25 protein-coding genes are annotated in these 24531 nt (G+C 41.5%); 3 read left to right on the top strand and 22 right to left on the bottom strand.

Going from position 1 to position 24531, the window contains the following annotated elements; translation table 11 throughout:
- Positions 1 to 67: 67 nt before the first annotated feature.
- The 21 genes from fliH to RMO68_RS10360 form a co-directional block, all read right to left on the bottom strand.
- Positions 68 to 844: a flagellar assembly protein FliH gene (fliH, locus tag RMO68_RS10460; protein WP_310440699.1), complete on the bottom strand. Its 777-nt coding sequence runs from the start codon at positions 842 to 844 to the stop codon at positions 68 to 70.
- A 5-nt stretch (positions 845 to 849) separates the two neighbouring features.
- Positions 850 to 1875 (bottom strand): flagellar motor switch protein FliG, encoded by a 1026-nt coding sequence (gene fliG, locus RMO68_RS10455; RefSeq protein ID WP_310440698.1) that lies wholly within the window; start codon positions 1873 to 1875, stop codon positions 850 to 852.
- Between the two features lie 9 nt (positions 1876 to 1884).
- Positions 1885 to 3603 (bottom strand): flagellar basal-body MS-ring/collar protein FliF, encoded by a 1719-nt coding sequence (gene fliF, locus RMO68_RS10450; protein ID WP_310440697.1) that lies wholly within the window; start codon positions 3601 to 3603, stop codon positions 1885 to 1887.
- A gap of 13 nt (positions 3604 to 3616) precedes the next feature.
- Positions 3617 to 4711 carry a histidinol-phosphate transaminase gene (gene hisC, locus RMO68_RS10445; protein ID WP_310440696.1) on the bottom strand — a complete coding sequence of 365 codons (1095 nt, stop codon included), beginning with the start codon at positions 4709 to 4711 and terminating at the stop codon, positions 3617 to 3619.
- On the bottom strand, positions 4708 to 5790 hold the full coding sequence (gene pheA, locus RMO68_RS10440; RefSeq protein ID WP_310440695.1) for a prephenate dehydratase: 1083 nt from the start codon (positions 5788 to 5790) through the stop codon (positions 4708 to 4710). The genes hisC and pheA overlap by 4 nt, the downstream gene beginning before the upstream one ends.
- Positions 5787 to 6569, bottom strand: coding sequence for an HAD-IIA family hydrolase (locus RMO68_RS10435; RefSeq protein ID WP_310440694.1), 783 nt, complete (start codon positions 6567 to 6569; stop codon positions 5787 to 5789). The genes pheA and RMO68_RS10435 overlap by 4 nt, the downstream gene beginning before the upstream one ends.
- 6 nt (positions 6570 to 6575) lie before the next feature.
- Entirely contained in the window at positions 6576 to 7778 is a 1203-nt protein-coding gene (gene lysA, locus RMO68_RS10430) for a diaminopimelate decarboxylase (protein ID WP_310440693.1), read from the bottom strand.
- 16 nt (positions 7779 to 7794) lie between these two features.
- Complete coding sequence (locus RMO68_RS10425) at positions 7795 to 8883, bottom strand: LptF/LptG family permease (protein WP_310440692.1); 1089 nt, start codon at positions 8881 to 8883, stop codon at positions 7795 to 7797.
- 56 nt (positions 8884 to 8939) lie between these two features.
- Positions 8940 to 9488 carry an aminoacyl-tRNA hydrolase gene (gene pth, locus RMO68_RS10420; RefSeq protein WP_310440828.1) on the bottom strand — a complete coding sequence of 183 codons (549 nt, stop codon included), beginning with the start codon at positions 9486 to 9488 and terminating at the stop codon, positions 8940 to 8942.
- Positions 9489 to 9490: 2 nt separating this feature from the next.
- Positions 9491 to 10027 (bottom strand): 50S ribosomal protein L25/general stress protein Ctc, encoded by a 537-nt coding sequence (locus RMO68_RS10415; protein ID WP_310440691.1) that lies wholly within the window; start codon positions 10025 to 10027, stop codon positions 9491 to 9493.
- Positions 10028 to 10097: 70 nt separating this feature from the next.
- The gene (locus tag RMO68_RS10410) at positions 10098 to 11291 is read right to left on the bottom strand and encodes a PilT/PilU family type 4a pilus ATPase (RefSeq protein WP_310440690.1); all 1194 of its coding nucleotides are present in this window, start codon (positions 11289 to 11291) and stop codon (positions 10098 to 10100) included.
- 4 nt (positions 11292 to 11295) lie between these two features.
- Positions 11296 to 12273 (bottom strand): transaldolase, encoded by a 978-nt coding sequence (locus tag RMO68_RS10405; RefSeq protein ID WP_310440689.1) that lies wholly within the window; start codon positions 12271 to 12273, stop codon positions 11296 to 11298.
- 44 nt (positions 12274 to 12317) lie between these two features.
- Positions 12318 to 14114, bottom strand: a complete 1797-nt coding sequence (locus RMO68_RS10400) for a DUF4105 domain-containing protein (RefSeq protein WP_310440688.1) — start codon at positions 14112 to 14114, stop codon at positions 12318 to 12320.
- 50 nt (positions 14115 to 14164) lie between these two features.
- Positions 14165 to 14611: a DUF3015 family protein gene (locus RMO68_RS10395; protein WP_310440687.1), complete on the bottom strand. Its 447-nt coding sequence runs from the start codon at positions 14609 to 14611 to the stop codon at positions 14165 to 14167.
- Between the two features lie 82 nt (positions 14612 to 14693).
- The gene (locus tag RMO68_RS10390) at positions 14694 to 16259 is read right to left on the bottom strand and encodes a DUF4105 domain-containing protein (protein WP_310440686.1); all 1566 of its coding nucleotides are present in this window, start codon (positions 16257 to 16259) and stop codon (positions 14694 to 14696) included.
- 137 nt (positions 16260 to 16396) lie between these two features.
- Entirely contained in the window at positions 16397 to 16693 is a 297-nt protein-coding gene (locus RMO68_RS10385) for a hypothetical protein (protein WP_310440685.1), read from the bottom strand.
- A complete protein-coding gene (locus tag RMO68_RS10380) occupies positions 16694 to 17071 on the bottom strand; it encodes a PEGA domain-containing protein (protein WP_310440684.1) in 378 nt (125 codons plus the stop codon).
- Positions 17072 to 17184: 113 nt separating this feature from the next.
- On the bottom strand, positions 17185 to 17859 hold the full coding sequence (gene aat / locus RMO68_RS10375; protein WP_310440683.1) for a leucyl/phenylalanyl-tRNA--protein transferase: 675 nt from the start codon (positions 17857 to 17859) through the stop codon (positions 17185 to 17187).
- Positions 17856 to 20036 (bottom strand): ATP-dependent Clp protease ATP-binding subunit ClpA, encoded by a 2181-nt coding sequence (gene clpA, locus RMO68_RS10370; RefSeq protein WP_310440682.1) that lies wholly within the window; start codon positions 20034 to 20036, stop codon positions 17856 to 17858. The genes aat and clpA overlap by 4 nt, the downstream gene beginning before the upstream one ends.
- Before the next feature lie 2 nt (positions 20037 to 20038).
- Positions 20039 to 20338 (bottom strand): ATP-dependent Clp protease adaptor ClpS, encoded by a 300-nt coding sequence (locus tag RMO68_RS10365; protein WP_310440681.1) that lies wholly within the window; start codon positions 20336 to 20338, stop codon positions 20039 to 20041.
- 18 nt (positions 20339 to 20356) lie between these two features.
- The gene (locus RMO68_RS10360) at positions 20357 to 21598 is read right to left on the bottom strand and encodes a PLP-dependent transferase (protein WP_310440680.1); all 1242 of its coding nucleotides are present in this window, start codon (positions 21596 to 21598) and stop codon (positions 20357 to 20359) included.
- Between the two features lie 47 nt (positions 21599 to 21645).
- On the opposite strand from RMO68_RS10360, the gene bioD reads away from it, so the two are divergent.
- Genes bioD through RMO68_RS10345 form a run of 3 tightly spaced genes read left to right on the top strand, consistent with a single transcriptional unit; the run spans position 21646 to position 24116 of the window.
- Complete coding sequence (gene bioD / locus RMO68_RS10355; RefSeq protein ID WP_310440679.1) at positions 21646 to 22302, top strand: dethiobiotin synthase; 657 nt, start codon at positions 21646 to 21648, stop codon at positions 22300 to 22302.
- Positions 22303 to 22311: 9 nt separating this feature from the next.
- Positions 22312 to 23181, top strand: a complete 870-nt coding sequence (locus tag RMO68_RS10350) for an aspartate carbamoyltransferase catalytic subunit (RefSeq protein WP_310440678.1) — start codon at positions 22312 to 22314, stop codon at positions 23179 to 23181.
- On the top strand, positions 23181 to 24116 hold the full coding sequence (locus tag RMO68_RS10345; protein ID WP_310440677.1) for an aminodeoxychorismate synthase component I: 936 nt from the start codon (positions 23181 to 23183) through the stop codon (positions 24114 to 24116). Before RMO68_RS10350 ends, RMO68_RS10345 begins: the two co-directional genes overlap by 1 nt.
- Here the strand turns inward: RMO68_RS10345 and RMO68_RS10340 are convergent.
- Positions 24113 to 24355 carry a ComEA family DNA-binding protein gene (locus tag RMO68_RS10340; RefSeq protein ID WP_409574826.1) on the bottom strand — a complete coding sequence of 81 codons (243 nt, stop codon included), beginning with the start codon at positions 24353 to 24355 and terminating at the stop codon, positions 24113 to 24115. The two genes, RMO68_RS10345 and RMO68_RS10340, sit on opposite strands and share 4 nt — an antisense overlap.
- Between the last annotated feature and the right edge of the window lie 176 nt (positions 24356 to 24531).

Here is a 24531-nt window from a genome sequence, read left to right as displayed (position 1 = left end):
TGCACTGTCCTAAAATAATTCTATTCTCGAAGTCTATAGTATAAAAGTGAATGTTTACGAAACTGCTTTATGATTCAAGCAACAACGAACGTTTAAGTCTTTCGTAACGCTTTTTAATCTCCGAATCAATATTTCCCGCATCACTGATGGCAACAACCCCACCGGGGCTGATCGCACGATCTGAGAGCACCTCGACATGCTCAAGTGAGCCCACTTTTTCAGAGATAAATCCATGATCGGTTGGATTAACCCGAAGGGTTATTTTAGAGGCATCTTTCAGCTCTTCAATCAGATCACTCGAAAGTTTAGCCGCTATTTTCGAGCTGTGCTCTCCCGTTTCAATCCCGATCACCTCTTTGGCGATATCAAGCGCCGTATGGGTAAGCTCTTTTTGAATTGCTCCAAGTGCGGAAACAAACTCGGCGGCGGCATTTTCTAATGTTTTAACCGACTGAGCCAGCTGATCATGCGATTGTGCATTTTTTCCCTCATGATTCGCTTTCTCTTGCGCTATTCCCGCCTCAATACCTTCATCATAAGCAATTTTTTTAGCTTCTTCGAGTGCGCTTGCATGCTCTTCTTGCATTGACTCAAGACGCATTTGCATTTTGATCACATTTGAACTCATTTCATCGGCTTTTTTCATCAATGACTCGATGAGTTCATCTTTAGAAGATTTCGGTTCTTCTTTACGGTGTTCCTCTTGCGGTTCTTCTCTTGGGACGTTATTGATTTCTTGACTCGCTTCACCGATACTCATACCGGAGAGAGACGAAAGAATTTTAAATTGGTATTTGTTGATGGTATGTGCGCCGGTAGAATTATGATGAATAACTACGTCCATCTACGTTACTCCACCATCTCTTCAGATTCACCGAGTTGCAAGATACCCTGCTCTGCCAATGCCTGAACCGCATCAACAATTCGACGTTGTGCACCCTCGACCTCTTTCATCTTAACCGCACCCAAAAATTGGAGCTCTTCGATAAAGGCATCTTTAGCACGTTGGGACATATTGGCATAAAATTTCTCTTTGAGCTCTTCCGCCGCATTTTTCAACGCCAGCATAAGATCATTTTTATCCACCGCTTTAAGGATTTCACGAATACTGTTACCGTCGAGATCAACCATATCTTCGAAGGTAAACATCATCTCTTTGATCGATGCCGCAAGCTCTTGATCCAACTGCTCGATTTGTGACAAGGTGGCTTTAGACGCTTTTGCACCCAAACGGTTGAAGACATCGGCCACGGCCCGAGGCCCGCCCACTTCGACTTTGTAGCTGGCAAGGGATTCGAGTTTGGATTCGAGTACCGCGCTGACCCGTTTGATAATCGACGGTGAGATGTCTCCGAGTTTGGCCATACGCATCGCTACTTCGGCGCGCAAATCATCCGGAAAGATATAGAGGGTCTCTGCAGCGGCGGAAGGGTCCATATGCGCTAGGATCAAGGCTACGGTTTGAGGATGTTCGTTCATAATAAAGTCGGCGAGCTGTTGCGGTTTGATTTTTGCCAAATAAGAGAAGTTTTGGGCGCCTTGCATTGTTTTGCTCAGCCGTTCCAATACCTTTTTCGCCTCTTCAGGCCCTAATGCTTTGTAGAGGATTTCACGTGCGTAATCCATACCGCCGGTGTTGAGATATTGGTTTGATTGAATAATCGCGTAAAACTCTTCTAAAACGGCAGCTCCGATATTTTTTTCAATAGAGCGGTTATTGGCTATAAATTTGGAGATTTCGGTAATCGATTCGACATTCATACGGGAAAAAATAGTGGCTGTGACATCTTCACCCAACTGTACTAATAAAATAGCCACTTTCTGTGACATACTCATTTCGTCAAAATTAGCTTGTTGGGACTGTGTCAAAGTCATATGCCGCTCCTATCGCTTATGTGGAGAATCAGACGGTACTGACTCTTCATCAATCAAGGCTTGAATTAACGAAGCTATCTCTTCAGGATGATCTTCGGCAATTTCACGTACTTTTTCAAGCAATACATCGTATTTAAGCTCATCTTCATTGAAATTTTCCCCAAGTCCCAATTGATTTTCCACTTTTTTACGCATAAGTTGTACTTTTTCCGCCAAATCTTCATCTTCATCGTCGGCAATTTCTAAATTCGGTTTTTCGAACTCTTCTTCTTCTCTGCTAAATTCTAGCATACGTTCCGCAAATGGGATAATGATTTTTTTATACGCTATGAATAAAATAATCCCTACTAAAATGTATTTAAAAATAGGGGCAAAGGGGAGGAGATATGTTGCTATAAAATCAGAGGCTTTTGAAGCACCGTCTTTAGGTTCTAGCCCCTCTTTGGAGGCTTGAAATGCAAAATTTCGGACCGTTACCTGATCTCCGCGCTGTTCATCTACACCGATAGACTGCTTAACCAATGCATCAATTGCCTGAATTTGTGTCTCATCCAGTGCAACATACTCGATCTCATCGGTCGCCTCTCCTGCTGCATCTTTTTTAGGCTCATACTTACCGTCAACAACAACGGCGGCCGTCATCCGTTTAATGCGTGCAAACTCCATCTTAGTGGTTGACACGGTTTTGGAGACTTCATAATTGGTGGTTCCGGAAGTTTTTTCGAATTTTTCACCGCCGCCGCTTGCTAGACCTTCTACCGGTCCAATGTTACTGACGGCACCCGGAACGCCGCCTACTTGCGCAGGTGCAGCTCCTTCACGCTTCTCTTCAAGCGTTTGTTCACTGCGCACTACGTTTTCCGGATCGTATTTTTCCGACGTCGAACTTTGTTCTGAAAAATCATATTCAATCGTTACTTTTGCAACAACACGATCTTTACCACCGATAAACGGGGCAAGAACATTGATGATTTTCTCCTCTTGCTTTTTCTCTTCTTTGGTTTTGTACATCTGTTGTATTGCAGAGAGTTCACCCATTGCACTCGCGGCATCATCATCTCCGAGAGTTTCACCCTCAGAATCTATCAATGCTACATTCTCAGGAGTCAACTTCGGAACGGCAGCCGCAACGAGCTTTTTAATCCCCCGAATCTGTTTTGGGGTCAATTTCCGATCAGGATAAAGTTGAACCATAACAGAAGCTGAGGGGGGAACTTCTTCGGCTACAAACAGTGTCTCTTTCGGAAGAGCAAGTGAAACACTCGATTTTTCTACCGGAGAAAGGGAGTCAATCGATCTTGCCAACTCCCCCTCTAATGCTCGTCGAAATTTTACCTCTTGATCGAAATTTGTAGCACCGAATTCTTGTTTATCAAAAAGTTCAAATCCGACATGTCCCTCTTTCGGAATACCCAAAGAGGCGATAGTAATACGCTCTTTATAGACAACTTCTTTGGGGACTTCAATCACATTTTCACGAGGGATTCGGTAAGGAACTTGATCTTTTTCGAGTTGTTCAATAACTTTCGCGGCATCTTCACTGCTCAGTTGATCAAAAAGAACTTGATACCCATCATTATCTGTTTTCGACCCTTCGGAAGTATACACAACCAAGAAAATCAAGAAAGCGATAATTCCGGCAACCGCCGTAGCGATAATAATTCTTTGTGCCTGAGTGAGCTTTCCGAAAAAAACAACAAGCTGTGCGAAAAGGGTCTTAAAATCCATCGTTACCTAATTTTTATAATAAAGGATCAGTGAGTTCAAAGAATCGATCATTTTGAACTCGGGTTCCGATTGTAACACGAATCGCGTTCAATCCGTAACTGCTTAAATCACGTACAATCATACCCTTTTTTAAGAGTTCTTGCGCAATTTTCGATGAATTTTTTTCTTCAGGAAGCGATAAAGTGACGAAATTGGTATAACTTTCAATCACATTGATCCCTTTTTCTCGTGCAAACTCTTCATAACGTCTCATCTGCGCAAAATTATCGGCGATACACTCTTGAACAAATTCCTCGTCTTCCAACGCTACAGAAGCCGCTTCGAGAGAAAGTGTCGTAATATTAAAAGGGGGACGAACTTTATAGAGAGCATCAATTATGTGATTTTGGGCGATGCCGTAACCCACACGCATCCCTCCTAAACCGTACGCTTTTGAAAAAGTCCCGAGAAAAAGGACGTTATCAAACTTCGCAATTAAATCTCGCGGCTCGACGGCAAAAGCGGGATTTTTAAAACGGGCATATTCCATATACGCACCGTCAACGATTACTAACGTATCGTTGTCTACTTTTTCGATAAAAGAGAACATCTCTTCTGCGTTTAACCCCTCACCGGTCGGATTATTAGGGGTACAAAGAAAAACAATAGAAGGTTTGTGTTCTTGATACAGCGCATAAAACTCTTCCATTTTATGCTCACGTGACGCGGTACGAAGGATTTGTGCGCCTACCTGTTTCGCATAAATCTCATACATGGCAAACGTTACACTGTTCATCAATACTTTACTACCTTCATGCACTTTGGCATGAATCGCGAATTCGATCACCTGATCGCTTCCCGCACCTATAATGAGCTCATTAGGTTCGATACCGTATTTATTCGACAACGCGGTTTTAAGTTTAACCATCGAATCATCAGGGTAAAGTGCCATATTATCGATAATAGAACGTACGGCTTCTTTAACTTTCGGAGAACACCCGAACGGATTTTCATTACTGGCTAATTTGACAATCTGATCTTTCGTAATACCGTATTCACGGACTACTAACTCGATCGGTTTACCAGCTTCGTATGTTTTGATCGTTTCTAATGCACTATTAAATTTCATAACTCTCCCTTAACATAACTTCCCAGCCATGTTACTTCATCATTGTGTTTTTGTATTAATGTTTGAACACTCGGCTCATCAATGTGGCCGAAAAAATCGATAAAAAACCAGTAGCCGAAACCGTCATTGTCTCTTGAGGGACGACTTTCGATCTTGCTTAGATTGATGTCGGCGTTATTGAAATCTTCGAGAAAATGAACCAAGGCTCCCGCTTTTTGCGCATCTTTAAGACGAACCAAAATGGAAGTCTTATCATCACCGCTAATACCGTTTTTAAAATCACTTAGTATAAAAAATCTCGTAGCATTATTTTGAGTATCTTCGATATTTTCAAACAATGTCGGAACACCGTAAAGTTTTGCGGCGATATGAGAGCATATAGCAGCGGCTTCAGGATCTTTAGAAGCCAAAATAGCCGCTTTTGCCGTTGATTCTACCGGTATATGCTCAATCGTATCTAACCCGTGTTCCGCCAGAAACTCTCGACATTGTCCGAACCCTTTATCCTTAGAATAAATACGTTTGATATGGTGGATTTGCTCCGCTTTGGTCGCAAATGCCATATGTATCGGCATGTAAAGTTCAGCTACAATTTTGACACTGCTTTTACCGAGTAAATCAAGCGTTTCACCGACAACACCATCTCGTGAATTTTCAATCGGAACCACTCCGAATTTGGCACGACCCGCTTCAAGAGTTTTAAAAACGGCTTCGATGGAACCAAGGGAGAGGTAATCGCTCATTGCACCGAAACGAGATTCCGCCGCCTGATGGGTAAAGCTCCCCTCAGGTCCCAAATACGCAATACGCTCAGGAAGTTCAAGATTACGTGCCACGGCAAAAATCTCTAAAAACACCGCTTCAATCGCTTGACGGTTTAGCAATCCGTTTGACATTTCACTGATTTTAGTGAGACGATCGATAATCGATTTTTCCCGTTCAGGACGATAGATCGCACTGTTGCTTTCATGTTTGATTTCACCGACACGGCGAACCACTTCCATACGGCGATTTAACAGTGTGACCATCTCATCGTCAATCTCATCAATGTGTGCTCTGCACTCTTCTAAAGTATTCATAAACGCTCCAATATCTCTTGCATATCGGCATAAATCTCTGCCGGACGCTCGGAAGTTTTTAAAGAGGGAATAATTTCCTCGGCACAACGATATTTGCCACTGAGGACGAATATCCCTTTCATACCTAAGGACTGCGCTCCGATAAGATCCCCTTTCACATCATCACTAATGATCGTAACATCAGAGAAGGTTGCTCCTGACTTTTGCTCACAAAGTCGAGACAACGCCTCTTCAAAAAATAGGGTACTCGGTTTTCCGACAACACTATACGGCGTGGAAGTGGCAAATTCCAACATTTTTAAAATTGCCCCAACCCCCGGATAACGTTTGTGATTTTTGACGTAAAGGGTCGTTTCATGCATTCCGATAAGTTCAGCACCTGCGAGGAGAAATTCAATCATTTGTGCGTATTCATCACTCACAAAATCATCTTTAATGGCGATTAAAACAACATCCGGTGCACTGTAGTCTAATACATACCCCATAGATCGCACTACATCTAAAAATGGGGTTGATCCGTAAGCGGCTATTTTCTTGGTTTTCCCAATATGGCGTTCTAACATCATCAAAGGATCAAGATAACGTTCACGCGCGATATTCAATCCGATAGAATTCAAATAACCCAAAAACTCATCGCTCGGATTTTTGGTGCTGTTGGTAATCACCATATACGGGATCTGATGCGTATTGAGATGATCGATAAACGCTACTGCTCCACGCGTTGGGAGTTTGGTATTGTCTTCGATCAATGTCCCCTGCACATCTATAAAGTACATCATAATGTCCTACAAATACTCGCGTTCTAGCGCAATAACGTCTTCAAACGTTTCACGACGGCGAATTAAACGTTCATTGCCCGATTCAACCGCAATTTCGGCTGAACGCCCGCGCGTATTGTAGTTACTCCCCATCCCGAAACCGTAGGCTCCGGCACTGTGAACCACCAAAAGGTCGTTATGCTCCATCGGAGGGAGGGGATAGTTTTTGGCTAAAAAATCACCACTTTCACAGACAGGTCCGACAACATCGGCCACACTCTCATCACCGCTCTTGTCCAACGCTTCGATACGGTGATACGCTTTATACAAGCTCGGACGTATAAGATCGTTCATTGCTCCGTCCACCATAACGAAACGTTTTTCACCGTTATGCTTCTCATAGAGTACTTTGGTTAAAAAATATCCCGCATTGGCGGTCAAAAAGCGTCCCGGCTCACAAATTATCGTGACGTCTATCCCTTTGAGGGCAGCGAGGATCGCCTGTGCATAATCATACGGTTTAATCGTTGTTTCGTTATCGTAACGAACCCCTAATCCACCGCCGATATCGAAAAATTTTAACTCAATATCGATCGCTTGCAATGAGCGGAGCAAATCGGCTACTATCACCGCCGCCTCGTAAATCGGTTCTAGTTCGGTCAATTGGCTTCCGATATGGAAATGGATACCTACTGGGTCTAAATGGGCTGAATTTTTTGCTTGAATATACATCCGTTTTGCCGCAGCGATTTCAACCCCGAATTTATTGTCATGAAGTCCGGTAGAGATATACGGATGGGTTTTTGGATCGATATTCGGATTAACACGGATACTAATACGGGCTTTGGACTTCAACTCCCGTGCAATCATTTCAACACGAGAGAGTTCCGCTTCACTCTCTACATTGATATAGAGAATATCCGATTCAATCGCTTCACGAATCTCATCATCGCGTTTACCTACGCCGCTAAAAAGTATACGGTATTTCGGAACACCCGCCATCAACGCACGACGTACTTCACCGATCGATACACAATCGGCACCCGAACCCATCTGCGCAAAATGCTTGACAACGCTAAGGTTAGAATTTGCTTTAACCGCATACGCCAAAATTGATTTACGACCGCGAAAAGCCTCTTTTAATGATTCAAATTGTGTACGCATCGCATCAAAATCATATACGTACAAAGGCGTTCCGTACGTTTGTGCCAGAGCTTTAAAATCGATCACCCTTAATCCTCATTGATTAGTTTTGTCGCGATTTTACCCTAACTCTCCTTAGGGGATTTCCAAGACGCCATAACATGACACAGCACAAGAGAATAATCGGGGTGATAATCCCCATTTCAGGAGAGAGTGTTTTATTATTTGAGAGTTCACCCAACATAAACAACAAGCCCCATGTAATCAGAGTTACTAAGATAGCACCGAAGCTAAAAAATGAGAGATTTAAAAAACGGCTGCTCACCGGTGCATAGGTGAAAAAAATAACCATTAAAATCGGGGCAAACCATGGAGAGATAAAAATACGGTACATTGCACTTTTTATTTTGGCCACGTCAACATTTTGATTTTCCAAAAGAGCAAGGGCATCCAAGCCATCACCAATGGTAAAATTGGCTTTTCCTTCATACACCTGATCCAATATTTTAGGTTTAAAATCACGTAATACTTTGAGATTATGGCGATCTTCGCTCGTTATCCCGAGTCCCTTGAGATCAAACCCTTGCGGAGGACTTATAATATGAGCCTTTTTAATATTCCAAAATTCATTATCGTAATGTGCTTCTTTTGCACTTAACGCCTCTTTTAAATGCCCCTTTTCAAAAGTAAAAATTCGGATATCTTCCGCTTTTTTACTCAAAGGATAGAGGTTGCCGAAATAGATATAACTTCCCTCGTGTGTGAAAAAAAGATTACTCGTAGGACGAATAAATTGGGAAGTCTCACGCAAATTGTTGGCAAACTCGTTTGATCGGGCAAAATTGGTCGAATGAAGGGCAATGTAACCGATAATCATCCCCCCCGCTACACTCAAAAACGGTACCATTATTCGAGTTTTGGAATATCCAAGGGCAAAATACGCCGCCAGCGCATTAGAGCGAACCAATTCAACCAAAGAGGCGATGATCGCAAAAACGAGGGATATCGGAAGCATCATATCAATCGCATAAAAATATTTATACATGATATAGATTAATACAAGATTGGCGGAACTCGGCAGTTCTGACGCATTATCCATCAGATCAAATCCCACCATAAAACTGCTTAATGCGATCAGAACAATCGAAAAATAACGTAGATAAAGTAACGATAAAGTAGTAAATGCAAGCATGATAGCCTAACTATAAAAATTGAAGTTTATTGTATCCAATAAAACCTGCAAAATTTTTACAGCCCCTTCATCGAATATTTGGAGGCAACATCGCTGCAACTGTATTCAAGAAGCATTTCAACGGCATCAGCAGCGGAAGCTATCCATGCGGGAAGCTTGGTTTGTTCTTCCGCACTAAACGGATGGAGCACATAATCGGCCACTTGCGATTTGTGTTCCGGTTTGCCGATTCCCATACGGACACGGATATAATCGGCAGATATAGCTGCATCGGTCGATTTTAATCCGTTATGTCCGCCATGACCGCCACCGCTTTTAAAACGCAACGCACCGAATGGTATATCCAAATCATCATGAACAACAATGACTTCATCGATTTTATAGAAATTTTTAACGGCGAGGATAGAGCGACCGGAGAGATTCATAAACGTAGTAGGTTTAAGAAGAAAGTGCTGACCCATTTTAAACAACTCCCCTTCGAAGGAGCTCTTTGAAACATTTTGCACACTACGACGACGGCAAAGCTCGTCAATCACCATAAACCCGATATTATGCCGGGTTTGCGCATACGCCGAGCCGGGGTTTCCCAGTCCGACGATAAGCATCATTATTTCGCTTTGATGATACTAAGAACCGATACACGGTCTGAATCAGTAAACGTAACGTTTTCAACACGTGGAAGATCACGAACCAATACTGAATCACCGAGATCAAGCGGAGCAACATCGATAGTGATATTAGCCGGCAAGTTTTCAATCGCCGCTTTTACGCGAAGACGTTTTTTTGCAACAAACAACATACCTTTGTTTTTCAAACCGATTGGAGTTCCTACCGCATTAACAGGAACATGATAGTGAGTAACCACACCCGGTTGCGCAACCATCAAATCAACGTGCAACAAATTGCCGGATACCGGATGAGACTCATACCCTTGAACAACAAGGTTCATCTCTTTTCCGCCAACTTTTACAGCAAATGCTACGGTTTCTTTATTGCGCACCGTACGGATAAAATCGTTCATTTTGAACGCGGCGTGAACGTTTTCAAGCCCTTTTCCGTAGATGTTGGCAATGAGATAACCATCACGGCGATACGCTTTTGTAGCAGCTTTGCCAATACTCTCTCTTACAATGCCTTCTAACATAATCATGTCCTTCGTAAATAAAATGGGGCGAATTATACTTAAACATAGCTTATTTTATTCTAAACCCTATCTACTCTTTTAACCCTATGTAATCCTCTTCTCTAAACTCTCTCAGACCCTCATCTAGCCCGAGTTTCCCTTTATCCACTGCCGTGCTCAACCCCTCCATACGAAGTTTTAAATCCGATGGAGACGTTGCATAAGATAATGCATCCTCACGACTGATACGCTGTGCAAGATACAAATCCAAAATCCCCTGATCAAATGTTTGCGATTTATAGAGCTCTTTCCCTTCCGCAATCGTATCCGGGATTTCAATATCGCGATTTTCGGCAATGAGCTGCTCAATACGAGGAGTTCGGATCAATATCTCCAATGCCGCTGTCCGTTTTCCCTCTACCGTAGGAATAAGCCGCTGAGAAATAATCCCTTTAAGAACGGAAGCGAGTGTCATCCGAACACGGTTTTGTTCACCGGTCGGAAAAACCGAAATGATACGGTTAACCGTCTCCTTGGCGTCCAAAGTGTGAAGGGTCGAAAAAACCAAATGTCCCGTATCTGCCGCATGCAACGCAATCTCAATGGTCTCCGTATCTCGCATCTCTCCGACCAAAATAATATCGGGGTCTTCACGCAAAGCGGCGCGGAGTGCATTGCCAAAGCTTAGAGTATCTTGTCCGACACTACGCTGATTTATAATACACTTACGATCTTTATGGACAAACTCGATCGGATCTTCAATAGTAATAATATGTTTACGTCGCTTCAAATTTATTTCATCGATCAATGCCGCTAACGTTGTTGATTTACCGCTTCCGGTGACCCCGGTGACCAAAACAAGTCCCCGTTCCATCTCAGAAAAGGTATGAATAACCGCAGGAAGATTAAGTTCATCAATGCTCAAAATTTTAACCGGAATCAAACGAAAAACTGCCGACACCCCTTCCATTTGAAAGAAAATATTGATACGAAAACGGGTGTTTTCATCGAATGGATATACCAGATCAAGCTCTTTTTTTTCTACCAATTCAGAAAAACGCGTTTGGAGTAACTCTTTTGCAAAAATAAAGGCATCTTCTTTTGAGAGAGTTTCACCCGATAAAGGGACAATCTCTCCGTTAATACGAGCGCGTACAATGCTATTGGCTTTAATATGCAAGTCACTTCCCCCCGCATCCACCATACGGCGCAAATAACCTCGAATTTTTTTCAATACCTCAAATTTAAGCTCACCTGTATCCGTTTGGTCGTTTTGCTGACTCATCTTATTACTCCAATGCGTCCAGAATTTCGGTGAACGCAACTTTAAATGCATCCAATCCCTCTTCTATCTGCTGTTTAATGATATCTTCCATCACAATTCCGGCATTCGCCACTTTGTTATGATGTTCTTGAATACTCACTGCATTTTTCGGCAATTTCAATGTTCTATCCCCTCCGAGCACATACGCGTCAATCGTCGCAATCGGTGCCGTATTGACACTGTTAGGTGCCAAAAGTTCATCGATATAATACGAGGCTCTGAATTCAGAGCCTTTAACGCCGGTACTGGCAAAAAGTACACGACATTTCGGAACGTGCAATGCTTCAACGCGATTATAAATATCACTCGCGTTGAGTATCCCCATCAATCCGGTCTGAATTCCCTGTGCACGTAGTGTCTCATCAATAGCGCGGTCTATTCGACTTACAAAGACACTGATAACCGTATCAACCGAAGATTTTTGAGCAGCTTTATTAAATGCATCCGCACATTTAAGCGCTTGCTCAACCGAAAAAATCAACGTCGCATTCACCGGAATTCCCATTCCTGCAAGCGTTTCCATCGCGATATATCCGGCATCCGTTGCAGGAACTTTTATCATTACATTAGGTCGGTTGATACTACCGTGCAGCCGTACCCCCTCCGCAATCGTAGCCTCGCTATCATCACATAAAAAAGGATCAACTTCGATACTCACGTACCCGTCATCTCCTTTGTCATACAGAGGACGTAAAATATCGGCGGCACTCTGGATATCAAAAATTGCCAACGCTTCATACTTTGCTTTGGAGGATAAATGGGTGAGAGTAGCGAGTTGCTCTTGATACGCCGGTGAGGTAAGGATCGCACTTTTAAAAATAGCGGGGTTGGAAGTGGCACCGTTGATAATCCCTTTATCGATGAGTTCTCTAAACCCTGTTTCCAAAAAGGTTCGTTCGATAAAATCAGCCCAAAGGGCGAAGCGAGCTTCCTCTAAATACATAAAAACTCCATTCTTTAAATTAGAACTATTATGCCGAAAAATAATTAAAAATAGAGGTTCATACCGAGCATCAAGCGTTCTTCCCGATACTCTTGATCAATCGTTTCATAACGCATTGAAAGGGCTCCTGACGTGTTTAATTGCCATAAATGAGAAATATTCATACGACTTTGATCTCTCTTATCGAGATAAAAAATATGCCCTGCTTCGGCTAAGGTTTTCATACGTCCGCTCCAGCTAATTCCCGCCCCTGCACTAAAACCTAAACCGATATCAGCATTAAACCCTAATCTTATTTCGGGTTCGCTCAAAAGATACCCGAATATCTGATCATTTCCTATCGATGCCCCGGCTCCGACTCGGGTAACGAAGCTCAATTGATCCGCTCCGTAATCACGATCCCAACCGCTTTTCATCCTCCAAGAGAATGGCTTAAAAAAGTGACTTACCGGAGTAATGGAAGCCAAAGAGAGAAGGGTCAATTTCTCCATTCTCACGTTATCATGTTCAATCCCGACCAACGTATCAAGAAATTCGATTTGCGCCCCGGGGAGATGTCCCGTATCATCCTCACTCAAATCATGAAAAGCAGGACGCCATCCGATCAACAATGGAGAGCGGTGTTCAAACCATCCCTGTTCCACGACGACTCTTGCCGAATGGTGGGCGGTATCAGGATTAGCTTTGATGCCTATCGGAAGATTTTCCCCCTCGCCCAATGCCGCACGCTGACTAAGGAGGGCATGATAACGCAAAGCATAAACTTCTTTGGATATTTTCCCTTCTATAAAATCATATTCGACCAGTTCTGCCGCCGCCTCAAGGACAAAGCGGCGTTCTTGCTCACACAAATCAACCTCTTTAAATGTAGCAGCATTGATTTTACCCTCGGTTAGTTCTTTCACGGCTCTAAGCCCTTGAGAGGAGAGATGACGTTCGTATGATAACAATTTTGTCCGTTTTGAAGGGCGGTAGTGTTTTTCCGTAACGAGTGCTTCATCCTCAAAAGCCCGTACGGTTTCGGGAGGAATGACGTAATAAAAGAAATGCTCTCTCAGTCGTACGCTCGGACGGGCTATTTCGGTAAGCCATAGCATATGATAAGAGCAGTTTTCATCAAAAAAATAGTACCAAGAATTGATATGTTGTAACTCCCAAATATGACGTACCATCGCCATTACCTCATCATGGGTAAGGTTAAGATCATATTCCCATACGTCTCTGGACTCGGAATCACGATACTCTTTGAGTTTTTCATAATAGGGGAGCATGGAATAGTACCCGTAGTAGCCCCCAAACAACCCTTTATAGGCGAATAACAAACCATTTGTATCTTCCGTATGCGCAGCATAGTTGATCGCGTATGACATGAGTTTCGACTCCATTGAGGAATCAATCCGTAAAAAGGTATGGCCGAACATTGATGCAGGTGAGTTGATATGGGCACTCGGAAAAACAAGGGTCACTTTTTGGGGATCCATCTTTACCACGAGAGCTTCATATCCTCGACACTCACCCTCCCCGAATGAGGTGTTAAGCTCTTTTTCCAGCCAAGCTCTTCGTGCAGGAAAGCGACAAAAAACAGAAGTATCACTACGATTTTGATCTTCATTTACCTGTTTGATGGTTGCGTCGAGTTCAGAAGAGAGATCTGTCTTACCCGTTGAAGAGAGGAAAAAAGAGGGATCATCAATCTCACTTTCATCCACAGGAGTATGCATCAGAAGATGCCAATAACGAGATTCGGAAAGTTTTTTAGAATGAGCTTGTGCGATCAGTTCATCAGTCGAAGCTGCAAAGATTGATAAACTCAGTACACATATTAAAAGAAGAAACGGCAAAAAAAACCTTAGAAATTCTCGAACGCATAAAATGCGTCCGTAGAAAGTGATTATCCGGCGATAGTAGAAACGTTATCGAGTACCGTTGCCATATCGGCTTTTTCATTGCTATAGATAGCGTTGTAGTTTGCTTGAAGTGCTGATGCAAATGCCGCTTTGTCTTGAACATTCAAAAGTTCAGCTAAAGTCGAAACGCTTTCACCTTGACCGATAGCAATCTCACGAGAAAGCTGATCCATGTTTGACGCTACGAATTCTGCCGCTCGCTCATTCATAACAAAGTTTGCTTTTCTACATCCGGATGTTCCTGAAGTAACACCAAAGGTTTGGTTTCCAAGTGTTCCGTTAGTTGTTGCTTGGAGAGCAAGCATTACCGCTGAACTGTCATCTTTAATGATTTGTGATCCAAGACCACATCCCGTTTGATTGTTAACTGTTGCAAAACCTGCTGTACTTAGTGCCGCTACGGCAACCATACTAATAAGAACTTTTTTCATGTATACCCCTTTTTCATAAGAATTAACAGCTAGTATAAAAGAATGAAGCTTAATTTTAACAAAAAGTAATGTGTCAAATCCTTTAAAATTTGTAATCAATTATCATTCTCTTTTCTTGATACCCAAACTCATTTGATACACGAATGCTAAATCTTTGCCCAAGTGGATAATAAAAAGTTATTAAGTGTTCTTTCCTTGAAGAACCTCCACAATTTGCAAAACTTTCTTTATAATCAAAATTTAAATGGCCTTTTTCAACCCATAAACTTAATCCAAATAAGGCTTGTAAATTTATGGATACTTGTGTTGGATATATTGCCATTTGAACAAGTCCATATGCACTAAAAAGATCATTTCCTTTTGTTAAGCCTATTCCTGCTTCAAATACTGACGAAAAACTATTATCATTAAATGTTCTATTAGCTCCAAGATAAATTCTCCATGAATTTGGCTCATAAAAATCAAATCTTTTATTCAAAGATTCTACCTTAATAATGTCAAAGTTTTCTAGTTTTGTATTATTATCAACTCTTGAAAATGTCATATTTAAAAATTCAAGTGTTGATTCACTTAAAAGACTATCTCTCTCTTCAAATCTATCCATCAACACAGGTCGGAAGCTCAACAGTTCTCCCATATTTCCATTTTTGGATATAGCTCCTAACGAAACTTTATGTGGCTTCCTTGGTTCAAAATCGATTACATCTTTTATTTGTGTTTTCATAAAAGGAATTTTTTTTACATCATAAAAATCTGCCTTACTATTGTGATTTTTTTTAAATAAAATATCATAATAGCCATTTATTAGTTCCGCAAACGTATTTTTAGTGCTTTGCGATATATTTAAGTCATCTAATTCTTTCTCTTTATTAGAACTTTCTTTCCAGTATGAAAAAAGCTTCTTTTCGTCATTATTCAAAGTACTATATACTCTATATAAATGTTCTATCAATGGTTGACGCTTATTATGATCTAATACCATCCCCTCATCTTTTAATACTTGAATTGTTTCATATGGGATTACGTAAGGCTTTAGTTTTGTTCTCAGACTTATGGAAGGTCTTGCTACTTCAATAAGCCAAAAGACTTCATATGCACAATTTTCAGTAAAAAATTTATACGGGACATTGATGTTCTGAAGTTCATAAGAATGCCAGAGCATATTTTCTATTTCACTCTGATTTAAATCAAGAGTATATTCATATAAAGTTCTTTGTTCAATAACACTATACGACTCAAGCATTTGATAATATGGCGCTAAAACATATCGTCCATTATATTGTCCCGAAACACCTTTTATAACTAAAGAAAAAGGATTCCCTGATTGTGGAAGTTCTGCGGCATATCCAAACGTTTCAGAAAAGTGTATATTCTTTTCCTTGTTTACAGAAATAAACGTATGACCGAAATAAGAGGCTGGAGAACCTAAAAAAGAAGATGCGAAAACTAAGCTTACTGATTTTCCACGGGAATCTTTTAGATATGCTTCTAATTCATCACAATGATCGAAAGAAATATTTAAGTCTAGCTTTTTTGAAAGGAATCGATATCTTGCAGGATATTTACAAATATTTTCACATGTTTTATTAGCTAATAATGTTGTTAGTTCAATGCTTGGATTGGTTTGCTTAGAGAGAAAAAAATTCATATCTGTAATTTCAGATTGATTACTTTCATTGATATGTAATAGTGACTTCCATTCAGAAGACTCTGTAATCTCTTCTATAGTTTGTGCCGATAAAGTATAAGTGCACAATAAAATATAAAGTAAACATTTTACAAATATCAGTCTAATTCCTTTGTAATTGATACTGCAAAATCAAATGGATCTTTGATAGAAGAAAATTTTTCTTTCACTGCACTTTTCGTTATGGTTGTTTTAAAAGATGCTATTTCAGAATATAAGCTGTTAAGATATTCATCTTCGCCATATTTCATTTCATTAGAAAGTAAGTTATAGTTAATTGTTATAAAATAACGGAGTGAGGCTTTTTTTAAGTCCGATAGAGAAAGCTTTGCCTCGATATTATCACACCCAAATAAAAATGTTGATAACATCAATAAAGCAAAGCTTGTTTTCAATTATTTATCTTGTTTCTGAAGTTCGAATTGATAGTAATTAGGACTAATTTGATATGCAGTCCCTTTTTGAATATCTGTTGTAATAGGTGTACCATAAGAGAAAAGACCGACAAGTGCCATTGGGTCAAAAGATGTATTAAGTGGCGCAGTAACTTCTTTATAACCATCTTTAGTTAGAGTAATTAAAATGTCTTTCTTCTTACTTATTGGAGCTGTAAGAGGAGTCTGTCCAATTGGCATTCCATTAATTGCAACATTTGCTCCAGCTGGGCTAGATTTCACTGTCAACATTTGTGTTTCACCAGAAAACATTCCTGCACATCCAGAAAACATGACTAATGATACAGCACTAACTGCAAGTAGAGTGATTTTTTTCATTTTTAACCTTTTTTTTTGATTAGTTATTTTATCTAAAATATTTAAAAAAATGTATTATCTTATTATAAATATAACAAAAAAAACCAAAAATAATATTTTTATTTGACTTAATATTAACTATTTTTACACGATTCAAGTACTAAGTCGTTATTTTGACTCATTGCCAAACGTCTCAAAAAAAATTCTCTCGAAACCTCTTTTGCCCCAAGACTTTTCAAATGCTCCGTCGGAACCTGACAGTCGATAAAGTCAAATTCCCCTTCACGTAACCGATCCACTAAAGCGGCAAAAGCGACTTTAGAAGCATCAGAAACTTTAGCAAACATCGATTCGCCGCAAAATACACCTCCGACACTCACCCCATAAAGTCCTCCGACCAAAACGCCGTTTTGAAATGCTTCGACACTGTGCGCATGTCCCAATGCATGAAGCGTTTCATACGCCTCAATCATCTCATGGGTAATCCAGCTTCCCTTTTGTCCCCGACGCGGTGCACTTGCACATTCACGTATCACCTCTGAAAATACACTATCAAAACGGATTTCAAACTGAGAGATTTTTTTACGCAGTGATCGATGAAGTTTAAAATCATCCAATTCCAGAATAAGTCTCGGATCAGGTGACCACCACAAAATCGGGTCATTAATACTGTACCACGGAAATATTCCATTGCGGTACGCCATCATCAAGCGAGACGGAGAGAGATCACCGCCATACGCAACGATTCCCTCAGCAGAGGCTGTTTTTGGATCAGGAAAAGAGAGCTGGTACGTAAGCTTTGGAATCATACCGCATAATCGAATAGTAGTTGATCCGTATAATCTACCGAAACTTTCCCACCTTGTACCAACCGTCCAAACAGCATCTCATCCACCAACGGATCTTTGATTTTCTCAGAAATCACACGTGAAAGCGGTCTCGCCCCCATTGCCTTATCGTATCCGATTTTGGCAAGGTATATTTTTGCCGCTTCCGTAAGAGAAACGTGTACTTTTTTCGTTTTGAGTTGTGTATTAAGTTGACGTATAAATTTATCCACGATACTCTCAACAACCCTTATCGGCAATGCCCCAAACTCGATGACACCATCCAAACGGTTACGGAATTCAGGGGTAAAAAATGATTTGAGTGCTTCATGGCGGGAGATCGAGCTATCTGCATTAAAGCCCATAACGGTACGTTCAGTAGCACCGATATTAGAAGTCATAACCAATACAATATTCGAGAAATTGGCTTTAAATCCGGTATTGTCGGTGAGTGTTGCACTGTCCATGACTTGCAAAAGTACGTTGATTAAATCGGGATGCGCTTTTTCGATCTCATCGAGTAATAAAACCATATAAGGGTGTTTGCGTACGGTTTCAACCAAAAGTCCCCCCTGCTCAAATCCGACGTATCCGGGAGGGGCACCGATAAGACGGCTAAGGGCATGTTTCTCCATATACTCAGACATATCAAAGCGTTCGAAGTAAATACCCATAATCTCTGCCAACGATTTTGCCAATTCTGTTTTTCCTACCCCAGTCGGACCGGAAAATAAAAATGAAGCAATCGGTTTATGAGGAGCACTCAATCCGGCATAAGTACGTTTGATTGCTTTGACTACTTGTGCAATCGCCTGATCTTGCCCTATAACCAAATTTTGAAGATCCGCTTCGAGAGAAGAGAGTTTTTCACGTACGTCAGCACCCATTTTAGAAGCAGGTATTCCCGTCATTTTAGAGATAATAGTTTCAATATCATGGGGAGTAATTGTGGTACGTTTGTGCGTTTTAAGATGAAAAGAGGCTCCTGCTTCATCGATCAAATCAATTGCTACATCGGGTAAAAAACGATCCGTAATGTATTTTTTGGAGAGTTCCACGGCTGAACGTAGTGCCTTATCGGTATATTTAACCCCATGATGCCTTTCATAGCGTTCACGAAGTCCTTTAAGAATCAAAAAGCTCTCTTCTTCACTCGGCTCACCCACCTCAATGCGCGAAAAACGGCGACTAAGGGCACGATCTTTTTCAAAAACGCTTCGATATTCCGCATGCGTTGTCGCACCCATACATTTCAATGCACCTGAAGCAAGTGCAGGCTTAAGCTGATTTGATGCATCCATACTTCCGCCGCCGACGGCACCCGCTCCGACAATCGTATGTATTTCATCGATAAACAAAATTGCATTAGGGTGTTCTGCGGCTTCATCCATCACCGCTTTGAGCCGTTTCTCAAAATCACCGCGATATTTCGTTCCTGCCAGCATAGCCCCTAAATCAAGGGCAAAAATCTCCGCATCTTCGAGTAATATAGGGACATCACCGGAGACGATACGCAATGCCAACCCTTCAGCGATTGCGGTTTTACCGACACCCGGCTCACCAATCAAAAGCGGATTATTTTTCTTGCGACGACAAAGAGTCTGAATCGCGCGTTCAATCTCATTAATACGTCCGATAACCGGATCAATTTTCCCTTTACGTGCTTGTGCGATAAGATTAATCGCATATTTTTGTAAAGCCCCTTCACTACGTGAATCTTCTTGTGTGCTCTCCACATCACGATGCGAAATCGCTTCGAGGACATCTACGCGGCTAATGCCGTACTCTTCGAGGAGCATACACGCATAGGTGTGGTGTTCTTCGTATACTGCCGCAATGAGATCTCCCACATCGGCATACTCTTTCTGAGCACTTCGGACATGATGCATCATTCCGTCAATCATACGAGCAAGTGCTACCGTTTCAAACGGCTCTTGTTCTGTATCATCGGGTAAAGGTTCCATCGTCTGCATCAAATATGACCCCAATGCTTCACGAATCAGTTCGACATCGGCACCGCAGCTTCGGATAATGGCTTCCCCATCCGGTGAGTTAAGGAGGGCGAGTATCACATGCTCAATCGTAAGATACTCATGACGCTGATGCCTTGCAAAGGCAATTGCTTTTTGAAAAATTGCGTTCAGTTCTGTACTTACCATAATTATGCTTCCTCCATTATCGCTTTCAACGGAAATCCGTTTTCACGAGACAATACTCCGACTTGATGCACTTTCGTTTCAGCAACTTCGTAGGGATAGACTCCACATAGTCCTCGCCCTGATTTGTGCACTTCAATCATGATACGATGAGCATCTTGAAAATTTTTCCGAAATAACTTCATCAAAATATCGACCACAAAATCCATAGATGTGTAATCATCATTGAGCAAAAAAACATTGTATTGCTTTGGATGTTCCAATGTAAGTTCTAAACTTGTCGAATGTTCGTGTTTTGGTCTCATAAACTATACCGAATCTTTTTAAATTTTTGCCGCATTCGTAAAATCATCGATAATCGCATCAGCACTTTCTAAACCGATCGAAATACGGATAAGTCCGGCAGTTATACCTAAAAACTCTTTAGTTTGCTCATCAAAATCACGATAGATCGTTGATGCCATATGAAGACCTAAGGTACGACTGTCACCGATATTGGCGGTAATAGTAATTAATTTAGACCGGTTAAGGAATTCAAACGCTCTCTCTTTAGACCCCATGTCAATGGTTAAAAGTGTTCCGCATCCCTTTGCAAATTGTGTTCGATACCGTTCATGATGAGGATGTGTCGGCAAACAAGGGTGATTAATAACAAATCCTTTATCGCTTAATGCATGTGCGACACGCTCAACACTCTGAATAATACGATCAAGACGAAGCGGTAGCGTCTCCAACCCCAACATCGTAAGGTAACTTCCGAATCCGTTAGCCGACATCCCTAAATCACGTAAAGCCCGTTTTTTAGCAACAGCGATCAAGGCCATTGAACCCATTTTTTGAATAAAAGGGTGGATATCACGATAACGCTCCCCTTTGAATTTATCTTCACCTTCAGAAATTGCACGGTAGATTACAGCTCCCCCTAATGCCGATGCGTTTCCGGTAATTATTTTGGTCGTCGAATAAACAACAACGTCCGCACCCAAAGCTATCGGTGCGATGCAAAGCGGGGTACACGTATTATCGACCATGAATGCGACACCGTAAGTTTTAGCGATATCGGCAATTTTTCCGATATCGGGTAGACGCATATTCGGATTACCGACACTCTCTAAAAAAATAATTTTAGTAGCCGTATTAATGGCACCTTCAATCGCTTCTAACTCATCTACGTCAAAAAAATGGGTGGTTATCCCAAAGCGGGTTAATGTCTCAGAAAAATACGAATAGGTTCCTCCAAAGAGCCCTCCGATGCTGATAATTTCATCTCCTGTTTTTAAGAGACTGAGGGTTGCCATCGCGGTAGCACCCATACCTGAAGATGCCGCAATCGCACCGATCCCACCCTCCATTGAGGCTAGAATCTGTTCCAACTGGGCCGATGTCGGATTTCCGACGCGGGCATAAAGGGGCTTTTTTATCGACCCTTCAAATATCCCCTCGCCGGTCTCACTGCTGCCGTATCCAAACGACGCCGAATTGACCATCACGGGACTGATAGGTCCCTCTTTTTTTCCCACTTGCTGAACAATGCGGGTTGTAAACTCTTCAAAGCGATTCATCATCAAACCTGTATTAAAATGAGGCAATTATAACCTAAAAGGGTCTTTCCTTGTCTAAACGAATTTTCGTAACCGCAACCAACACCGATATCGGTAAAACTTATACCTCCCGATTACTCATCAGTGCGTTCACAAAGTTAGGGTTGCGCGTCGGTATCTATAAACCAATTGAAACGGGGGTAACAACGCTTCCTGCGGATGGAAGTGCCCTTTTTCAAACAGCTTTACTCCACAATCCAAATTTAGAATCTTTGACGTTAGACGATATCGTCACGCTTCAATTGCCCCTTCCCGCAGCCCCTTTTGTAGCCAATGAAGGGAAAAACATTGATTTATCCCTTTTTGAAATCGCTTTGAAAAAAATTGAATCCCTTTGCGATCTTGTTATTATCGAAGGGGCGGGAGGATTAATGGTTCCGATCGATACCGAAAAAATGATGATCGATTTACCGCGCTACTTCAATGCCTCAACACTTTTAGTTACCCACTGCAATCTCGGATGTATTAACGATACCTTACTCAGCATTAAAGCGCTTGAGGATGCTGATGTGCCTCATGTGGTGGGATTCAACTGCCGTCTTCAAGATACCTCATTCGATACCACGTCACTCCCCTATTTTACTTATCGGTTTGAACGTATTTACCGAATCGAGAACGATATTGATGCTATAGCCAAAGCACTTTTAGATACAATTTCACCACAATAAGGAGAGAGTATGCGCCATTTAATTCGAACGGATGACTTTACCACTACCCAAATAGAAGATGTTTTAAAAGATGCAGAAGATTATTTGTCCGGTAATTTTTATAACATCCTCAAAGAAAAAATTATTATTACCCTCTTTTTTGAAAATTCTACCCGCACGAAAAGTTCCTTTGAAATTGCCGCAAAACGCCTTGGCGCCGAAGTGGTTCATTTAGATGTTCAGAAAAGCTCTACCCAAAAAGGGGAAAGTTTGGTGGATACCGCTCTAAACCTTGACGCTATGGGTCCCCATGCGATGATTGTCCGTCATGCCCATGCCGGTGTCCCGAATATTCTGGCCGAACATACCCATGCCTCTATTATCAATGCGGGTGACGGCGCACATGCCCATCCAACGCAAGCACTTTTGGATCTTTTTACCCTCCGCCGCCACTTTGGAAATATCCAAGGTAAAAAAATTGCCATCGTCGGTGATATCAAAAATTCCCGTGTCGCCAACAGCAATATCGAACTCTTAACCCGTTTCGGGATGGAAATCACCCTTGTGGCACCACCGCATTTTCTCCCTGACAGCAACTTAAAAATGACCCATAATCTCCACGATATTATTGATAATGTAGATGCTATTATGAGTTTACGCACGCAAACAGAGCGCCATTCACATCAAACCTACGGATCCCTTAAAGATTACGCCAGTGATTTTTGTATCACAAAAGAGCTTGTCGGTAATCGAGACCTAATTCTGCTCCATCCGGGGCCGGTACATCGCAATATCGATATCGATGATGCGATGCTCAAAGATTCACGTTGCAAAGTCTTAGAGCAGGTACGAAACGGTGTCGCCATCCGTATGGCGGTCCTTAAAGCTCTTATCGCCTGATGGCTCAACGATTAAGTTCCCTCGTCTCTTCGGGGATTCCCTGTTTTTTTTATACCGATTTCTCAGGAAAATATCTGCATAGCTTTACGTTAGAAGAGATGCAAGCACACGATATTGAATTTGCTTTTCATCGCCCCCCCGATTGTACCAACACACCGCACAAGCCTTTTCACTTCCCTATTTCATTAGAACGGTATCGAGAAAAATTTGAAACGATACAAGAGCATATACGCAGTGGTAATACCTATTTACTCAATTTAACACAACCGACTCCTATAGAATCCGATTACACGTTAAAAGAGATTTATACAATGGCGCATGCCCCCTTTAAAATGCGGGTGAAAGATCAATTTGTCTGTTTCTCTCCGGAAGCCTTTATCACAATAGAGGAGAATACTATCCACACCTATCCGATGAAAGGGACAATAGACGCATCCCATCCCGATGCCGTCAATACCCTTTTAAATAACCCTAAAGAGCTTGCGGAACACACCATGATCGTCGATCTTCTCCGCAATGACTTAAGTATCGTAGCCAAAGAGATACGGGTAGAGAAGTTTCGCTATGTTACGACCATTGATACCGGAAGCAAAAAACTACATCAAGTAAGTTCTCATATTACGGGTATCTTAGAGAGTAATTGGAGAGAAAATGCGGGGGAACTGATAGGTGCACTTTTACCGGCAGGAAGCATTAGCGGAACCCCTAAACGTAAAAGCGTTGAAATTATAGAAGCGATCGAAGGGTATGAGCGTGGATATTTTACAGGGATATTTGGTTATTTTGACGGACAAAATCTTTACTCTGCCGTAGCCATTCGTTTTATTGAAAATATTGACGGCAAGCTTATTTATAAAAGCGGCGGCGGCATTACCGCAGAGAGTGATCTAGTGGGTGAATACAACGAAATGGTTGATAAAATCTACATTCCTTAGCGAATACTCACCTGCGATTTTAGTTTTTGAAGTGTTTTCGGCCCAATCCCTTTAACATTCATCAACTCTTCTACACTTTTAAAGTGGCCGTGAGATTTTCGGTATTTCAGTATCTCTTGGGCTTTTGTCGGACCGATCCCATAAAGTGTTTGCAGCTGCGCCGAATTTGCCTTATTAATATTAATGGCACCGAATGTAAGTGAAAAAAAGAGGAGAAGGATTGTTATTATTCTAACCATTTCTAACCTTTAAAAATTAAGTATTAGATTGTAGCTTGAATTAATCTCATTGTCAAACAAATATTTGTCATAAAATTAAAAGTATTGATTGTTAAGTAAGTGATTGAATTATTTGTTTTAAGATTTTAGTTGAGGATTGAGTAGTTAAGGAGTTAAATCTGAGGCCAGGCGGCGAC

The sequence above is a fragment of the Sulfuricurvum sp. genome (genome assembly GCF_031427015.1).
GTDB lineage: Bacteria > Campylobacterota > Campylobacteria > Campylobacterales > Sulfurimonadaceae > Sulfuricurvum.
The sequence above is the reverse complement of the archived record's forward strand: the minus strand, read 5'-3'. Positions and strand labels throughout refer to the sequence as shown.

What these genes read in the sequence shown, in the direction of transcription:
- fliH (WP_310440699.1), bottom strand. Translation starts at nt 844, where the DNA reads ATGGACGTAGTTATTCATCATAATTCTACCGGCGCACATACCATCAAC.
- fliG (WP_310440698.1), bottom strand. Translation starts at nt 1,875, where the DNA reads ATGACTTTGACACAGTCCCAACAAGCTAATTTTGACGAAATGAGTATG.
- fliF (WP_310440697.1), bottom strand. Translation starts at nt 3,603, where the DNA reads ATGGATTTTAAGACCCTTTTCGCACAGCTTGTTGTTTTTTTCGGAAAG.
- hisC (WP_310440696.1), bottom strand. Translation starts at nt 4,711, where the DNA reads ATGAAATTTAATAGTGCATTAGAAACGATCAAAACATACGAAGCTGGT.
- pheA (WP_310440695.1), bottom strand. Translation starts at nt 5,790, where the DNA reads ATGAATACTTTAGAAGAGTGCAGAGCACACATTGATGAGATTGACGAT.
- RMO68_RS10435 (WP_310440694.1), bottom strand. Translation starts at nt 6,569, where the DNA reads ATGATGTACTTTATAGATGTGCAGGGGACATTGATCGAAGACAATACC.
- RMO68_RS10425 (WP_310440692.1), bottom strand. Translation starts at nt 8,883, where the DNA reads ATGCTTGCATTTACTACTTTATCGTTACTTTATCTACGTTATTTTTCG.
- pth (WP_310440828.1), bottom strand. Translation starts at nt 9,488, where the DNA reads ATGCTTATCGTCGGACTGGGAAACCCCGGCTCGGCGTATGCGCAAACC.
- RMO68_RS10415 (WP_310440691.1), bottom strand. Translation starts at nt 10,027, where the DNA reads ATGTTAGAAGGCATTGTAAGAGAGAGTATTGGCAAAGCTGCTACAAAA.
- RMO68_RS10410 (WP_310440690.1), bottom strand. Translation starts at nt 11,291, where the DNA reads ATGAGTCAGCAAAACGACCAAACGGATACAGGTGAGCTTAAATTTGAG.
- RMO68_RS10405 (WP_310440689.1), bottom strand. Translation starts at nt 12,273, where the DNA reads ATGTATTTAGAGGAAGCTCGCTTCGCCCTTTGGGCTGATTTTATCGAA.
- RMO68_RS10395 (WP_310440687.1), bottom strand. Translation starts at nt 14,611, where the DNA reads ATGAAAAAAGTTCTTATTAGTATGGTTGCCGTAGCGGCACTAAGTACA.
- RMO68_RS10390 (WP_310440686.1), bottom strand. Translation starts at nt 16,259, where the DNA reads ATGAATTTTTTTCTCTCTAAGCAAACCAATCCAAGCATTGAACTAACA.
- RMO68_RS10380 (WP_310440684.1), bottom strand. Translation starts at nt 17,071, where the DNA reads ATGAAAAAAATCACTCTACTTGCAGTTAGTGCTGTATCATTAGTCATG.
- aat (WP_310440683.1), bottom strand. Translation starts at nt 17,859, where the DNA reads ATGATTCCAAAGCTTACGTACCAGCTCTCTTTTCCTGATCCAAAAACA.
- clpA (WP_310440682.1), bottom strand. Translation starts at nt 20,036, where the DNA reads ATGGTAAGTACAGAACTGAACGCAATTTTTCAAAAAGCAATTGCCTTT.
- RMO68_RS10365 (WP_310440681.1), bottom strand. Translation starts at nt 20,338, where the DNA reads ATGAGACCAAAACACGAACATTCGACAAGTTTAGAACTTACATTGGAA.
- RMO68_RS10360 (WP_310440680.1), bottom strand. Translation starts at nt 21,598, where the DNA reads ATGATGAATCGCTTTGAAGAGTTTACAACCCGCATTGTTCAGCAAGTG.
- RMO68_RS10350 (WP_310440678.1), top strand. Translation starts at nt 22,312, where the DNA reads ATGCGCCATTTAATTCGAACGGATGACTTTACCACTACCCAAATAGAA.
- RMO68_RS10345 (WP_310440677.1), top strand. Translation starts at nt 23,181, where the DNA reads ATGGCTCAACGATTAAGTTCCCTCGTCTCTTCGGGGATTCCCTGTTTT.
- RMO68_RS10340 (WP_409574826.1), bottom strand. Translation starts at nt 24,355, where the DNA reads ATGGTTAGAATAATAACAATCCTTCTCCTCTTTTTTTCACTTACATTC.